Origin of the sequence: Pseudomonas sp. NBRC 111139, from assembly GCF_001753955.1 — a bacterium.
Taxonomy (GTDB): domain Bacteria; phylum Pseudomonadota; class Gammaproteobacteria; order Pseudomonadales; family Pseudomonadaceae; genus Aquipseudomonas; species Aquipseudomonas alloputida.
The window spans coordinates 1-4,926 of the sequence record NZ_BCBP01000128.1 but is presented as its reverse complement, the minus strand read 5'-3'; the positions used below and the strand labels follow the sequence as shown (position 1 = coordinate 4,926).

Sequence of the window (4,926 nt, the reverse complement as noted above, 5' to 3'; positions counted from 1 at the left end):
GTGCTACGGTCGTGACCTGGCTCGCGGTCACCAGGTGAACATCGGTGAAGCTGTCGGCGTTATCGCTGCCCAGTCGATCGGTGAGCCGGGTACCCAGCTGACCATGCGTACGTTCCACATCGGTGGTGCCGCAAGCCGTACTTCGGCTGCCGACAGCGTCCAGGTGAAGAATGGCGGTATGGTGCGTCTGCACAACCTGAAGCAGGTTGAGCGTGCCGACGGTAACCTGGTTGCCGTATCGCGTTCGGGTGAGTTGGCGATTGCCGACGAGTTCGGTCGTGAGCGTGAGCGCTACAAGCTGCCTTACGGTGCGGTGATTTCGGTCAAGGAAGGTGAAAAGGTCGAAGCTGGCGCCATCGTTGCCAAGTGGGACCCGCACACTCACCCGATCGTTACCGAGCTGAAAGGTACCGTGACCTTCGTGGGCATGGAAGAAAACATCACCATCAAGCGTCAGACCGATGAACTGACTGGCTTGACCAATATTGAAGTACTGGACGTCAAGGATCGCCCTGCCGCAGGCAAGGAAATCCGTCCAGCAATCAAGATGGTCGATGCCTCAGGCAAGGACCTGTACCTGCCAGGTACCGACGTACCTGCCCAGTACTTCCTGCCAGCCAACGCCCTTGTCGGTGTGGCTGACGGTGCGCAGATCGGTGTTGGTGACGTTATCGCGCGTATCCCGCAAGAAACGTCGAAGACCCGTGACATTACCGGTGGTCTGCCGCGTGTTGCCGACCTGTTCGAAGCGCGTCGTCCGAAAGAAGCCTCGATTCTGGCTGAAGTCAGCGGCACCATCGCATTCGGTAAAGAGACCAAGGGCAAGCGTCGCCTGGTGATCACTCCGACCGACGGTAGCGATCCGTACGAAGAGCTGATTCCGAAGTGGCGCCACCTGAACGTCTTCGAAGGTGAACAGGTAAACCGCGGCGAAGTTATCTCTGACGGCCCGAGCGATCCGCATGACATCCTGCGTCTGCTGGGTGTAAGCGCGCTGGCGAAGTACATCGTCAACGAGATCCAGGATGTTTACCGTCTGCAAGGCGTGAAGATCAACGACAAGCACATCGAGACCATCCTGCGTCAGATGCTGCGCAAGGTCGAGATCTCCGAGTCGGGCGATTCCAGCTTCATCAAGGGCGACCAGATGGAACTGACTCAGGTGCTGGTAGAGAACGAGCGTCTCGCTGGCGAGGACAAGTTCATCTCCAAGTTCACCCGTGTGCTGCTGGGTATCACCAAGGCCTCGCTGTCCACCGAGTCGTTCATTTCCGCGGCTTCCTTCCAGGAAACCACCCGCGTACTGACCGAAGCGGCTGTAACCGGCAAGCGCGACTACCTGCGCGGCCTGAAAGAGAACGTGGTCGTGGGTCGTCTGATCCCGGCTGGTACTGGTCTGGCCTACCACAGCGAGCGTAAGCGTCGCCGTGATGCCGACAAACCGCTGCGTGTAAGCGCCAGTGAAGTGGAAGCTGCACTGACCGAAGCGCTGAATTCCAGCGGTAACTAAGTACAGGGCAAGGCCCCGGCAAGCCTCGGGCGAGCATCGGCGACATGAAATGTTGCCGATGATCGGGCGGGGAGGGCCGGGGCCTCGTCTTGACTGGGTGCAAGATCCTCTTTAGACTTTTGTACCCTTAAATTTGGTGAGGCTCCGTCTCGCCAATTTTTGGCTTTCTTGCAAGACAATAGAGTCGCAAGACAATCAGTGGAGCTAGTAGATGGCAACTATCAACCAGCTGGTACGTCAGCCGCGTAAGCGTTCGGTCGAGAAGTCCGACGTTCCTGCGCTGCAGAACTGCCCGCAGCGTCGTGGCGTGTGCACCCGTGTGTACACCACCACGCCGAAAAAACCTAACTCGGCACTGCGTAAAGTATGCCGTGTGCGTCTGACCAACGGTTTCGAGGTTTCCTCGTACATCGGTGGTGAAGGCCACAACCTGCAAGAGCACAGCGTCGTCCTGATTCGTGGCGGCCGTGTAAAAGACTTGCCAGGTGTTCGTTACCACACCGTTCGCGGCTCTCTGGATACTTCGGGCGTTAAAGGCCGTAACCAGGGTCGTTCGAAGTACGGTACCAAGCGTCCGAAGTAATCGGTCGTTTGCAGACATCCATTTTTTTGAGTCGATAAGAGTAAGGTCGGGCGTGGGTCGAATGACCTGGTCCCGGGCTAACCTGAAGACCGTTTGAGGGCTTATCATGCCAAGACGTCGTGTAGCAGCAAAACGTGAGATCCTTGACGATCCGAAGTACGGATCCCAGATCCTCGCGAAGTTCATGAACCACGTGATGGAAAGCGGCAAGAAGGCCGTAGCCGAGCGCATCGTTTACGGTGCCCTGGATACCGTCAAAGCACGCAAGAACAGCGACCCCCTGGAAATCTTCGAGAAAGCTCTCGACGCCATCGCTCCGCTGGTCGAAGTAAAGTCCCGTCGTGTCGGCGGTGCCACTTACCAGGTTCCGGTTGAAGTTCGTCCATCCCGTCGTAACGCTCTGGCAATGCGCTGGCTCGTAGACTACGCCCGCAAGCGCGGCGAGAAGTCGATGGCTCTGCGTCTGGCCGGCGAGCTGCTGGATGCTGCCGAAGGCAAGGGTGCTGCAGTCAAGAAGCGTGAAGACGTTCACCGTATGGCTGAAGCCAACAAAGCGTTCTCGCACTACCGCTTCTAATTCAAGCATCAATCTTTTTGCGAGGGCTTTATGGCTCGTACTACAGCAATTAACCGCTACCGTAACATTGGTATCTGTGCCCACGTTGACGCGGGCAAGACCACCACTACCGAGCGGATCCTGTTCTACACAGGTCTGAGCCACAAAATGGGCGAGGTGCATGACGGCGCCGCGACCACCGACTGGATGGTGCAGGAGCAGGAGCGGGGTATCACCATTACCTCCGCTGCCGTTACCACCTTCTGGAAGGGTTCCCGTGGTCAGTATGACAACTACCGCGTAAACGTCATCGATACCCCTGGCCACGTTGACTTCACCATTGAAGTAGAGCGTTCGCTGCGTGTACTCGACGGCGCGGTCGTTGTGTTCTGTGGCACCTCCGGCGTTGAGCCGCAGTCCGAAACCGTATGGCGTCAGGCCAACAAGTACGGCGTTCCGCGTGTTGTTTACGTGAACAAGATGGACCGTGCTGGTGCAAACTTCCTGCGCGTCGTAGGTCAGATCAAGAACCGTCTGGGTCACACTCCGGTTCCTGTTCAGCTGGCCATCGGTTCGGAAGATAACTTCCAGGGTCAGGTTGACCTGATCAAGATGAAGGCTATCTACTGGAACGACGACGACAAGGGTACTACCTACCGCGAGGAAGAAATTCCTGCGGATATGGTCGAGCTGGCTAACGAATGGCGCAACAACATGGTTGAAGCCGCCGCCGAAGCCACCGAAGAGCTGATGAACAAGTACCTTGAAGAAGGTGAGCTGTCCGTCGAAGAGATCAAGGCAGGCCTGCGCGCGCGCACCCTGGCCAGCGAGATCGTTCCGGCTGTCTGCGGTTCGTCGTTCAAGAACAAGGGTGTTCCCCTGGTTCTCGATGCCGTTATCGACTTCCTGCCAGCTCCGACCGAGATCCCTGCGATCAAGGGTATCCACCCTGACCTGATCGACGTGCCTAAGGACGAAGTCAAGCCAGAGCAGTTCGACGAGCGTCATGCTGACGACGACGAGCCGTTCTCGGCCCTGGCCTTCAAGATTGCCACCGACCCGTTCGTTGGTACTCTGACCTTCGTTCGCGTTTACTCGGGCTTCCTGACCTCCGGTGACTCCGTCATCAACTCGGTCAAAGGCAAGAAAGAGCGCGTTGGTCGTATGGTCCAGATGCACGCCAACCAGCGTGAAGAGATCAAAGAAGTACGTGCAGGCGACATCGCTGCTCTGATCGGCATGAAGGACGTCACCACTGGTGATACCCTGTGCAACGCCGACAAGCCGATCATCCTTGAGCGTATGGACTTCCCTGAGCCTGTGATTTCGCTCTCTGTAGAGCCGAAAACCAAGCAGGACCAGGAGAAGATGGGTATCGCACTGGGCAAGCTGGCTCAGGAAGACCCATCGTTCCGCGTCAAGACCGATGAAGAAACCGGTCAGACCATCATCTCCGGTATGGGTGAGCTGCACCTGGATATCCTCGTTGACCGCATGAAGCGCGAATTCAACGTCGAAGCCAACATCGGCAAGCCGCAGGTTTCGTACCGCGAGAAGATCACCAAATCCAACGTCGAGATCGAAGGCAAGTTCGTTCGTCAGTCGGGTGGTCGTGGTCAGTTCGGTCACTGCTGGGTTCGCTTCTCCGAGCCGGACGTGGACGACAAGGGCAACATCACTGAAGGTCTGGTGTTCTCCAACGAAGTCGTTGGTGGTGTGATTCCTAAGGAATACATCCCTGCGATCCAGAAGGGTATCGAAGAGCAGATGAAAAACGGCGTTGTTGCCGGTTATCCTCTGATCGGCCTGAAGGCCGCGGTATTCGACGGTTCGTACCACGACGTCGACTCCAACGAAATGGCGTTCAAAATCGCTGCTTCGATGGCGACCAAGCAACTGGCCCAGAAGGGCGGTGGCGTGGTTCTCGAGCCGATCATGAAAGTCGAAGTTGTAACCCCGGAAGACTACCTGGGTGACGTGATGGGTGACCTGAACCGTCGTCGTGGTCTGGTCCAGGGTATGGATGAGTCGGTCTCTGGCCGTGTCGTCCGTGCTGAAGTACCGCTCGGAGAAATGTTCGGTTACGCAACCGACGTTCGTTCCATGTCTCAGGGTCGCGCAAGCTACTCCATGGAATTCTCCAAATACGCCGAAGCTCCGTCGAACATCGTCGAAGCACTCGTTAAAAAACAAGGCTAATCCCCTTTAGGCAAGAGGTTCACTGTCGTGGCTAAAGAAAAATTTGATCGTTCCCTTCCCCACGTTAACGTCGGCACC

Annotated in this window: 3 protein-coding genes and 1 pseudogene; all 4 read left to right on the top strand. The window is 57.0% G+C overall.

All coding sequences use genetic code 11. The features are described from left to right. Nucleotides 1-1,510: pseudogene (locus BJQ17_RS29260) on the top strand (DNA-directed RNA polymerase subunit beta'); the annotation flags it as partial. Nucleotides 1,511-1,721: 211 nt separating this feature from the next. Continuing rightward, nucleotides 1,722-2,093, top strand: coding sequence for a 30S ribosomal protein S12 (gene rpsL / locus BJQ17_RS29255; protein WP_003255492.1), 372 nt, complete (start codon nucleotides 1,722-1,724; stop codon nucleotides 2,091-2,093). Between the two features lie 106 nt (nucleotides 2,094-2,199). Next, entirely contained in the window at nucleotides 2,200-2,670 is a 471-nt protein-coding gene (rpsG, locus tag BJQ17_RS29250; RefSeq protein ID WP_003246741.1) for a 30S ribosomal protein S7, read from the top strand. A gap of 30 nt (nucleotides 2,671-2,700) precedes the next feature. After that, on the top strand, nucleotides 2,701-4,848 hold the full coding sequence (gene fusA / locus BJQ17_RS29245; protein ID WP_003255490.1) for an elongation factor G: 2,148 nt from the start codon (nucleotides 2,701-2,703) through the stop codon (nucleotides 4,846-4,848). The last annotated feature ends 78 nt before the right edge of the window (nucleotides 4,849-4,926 follow it).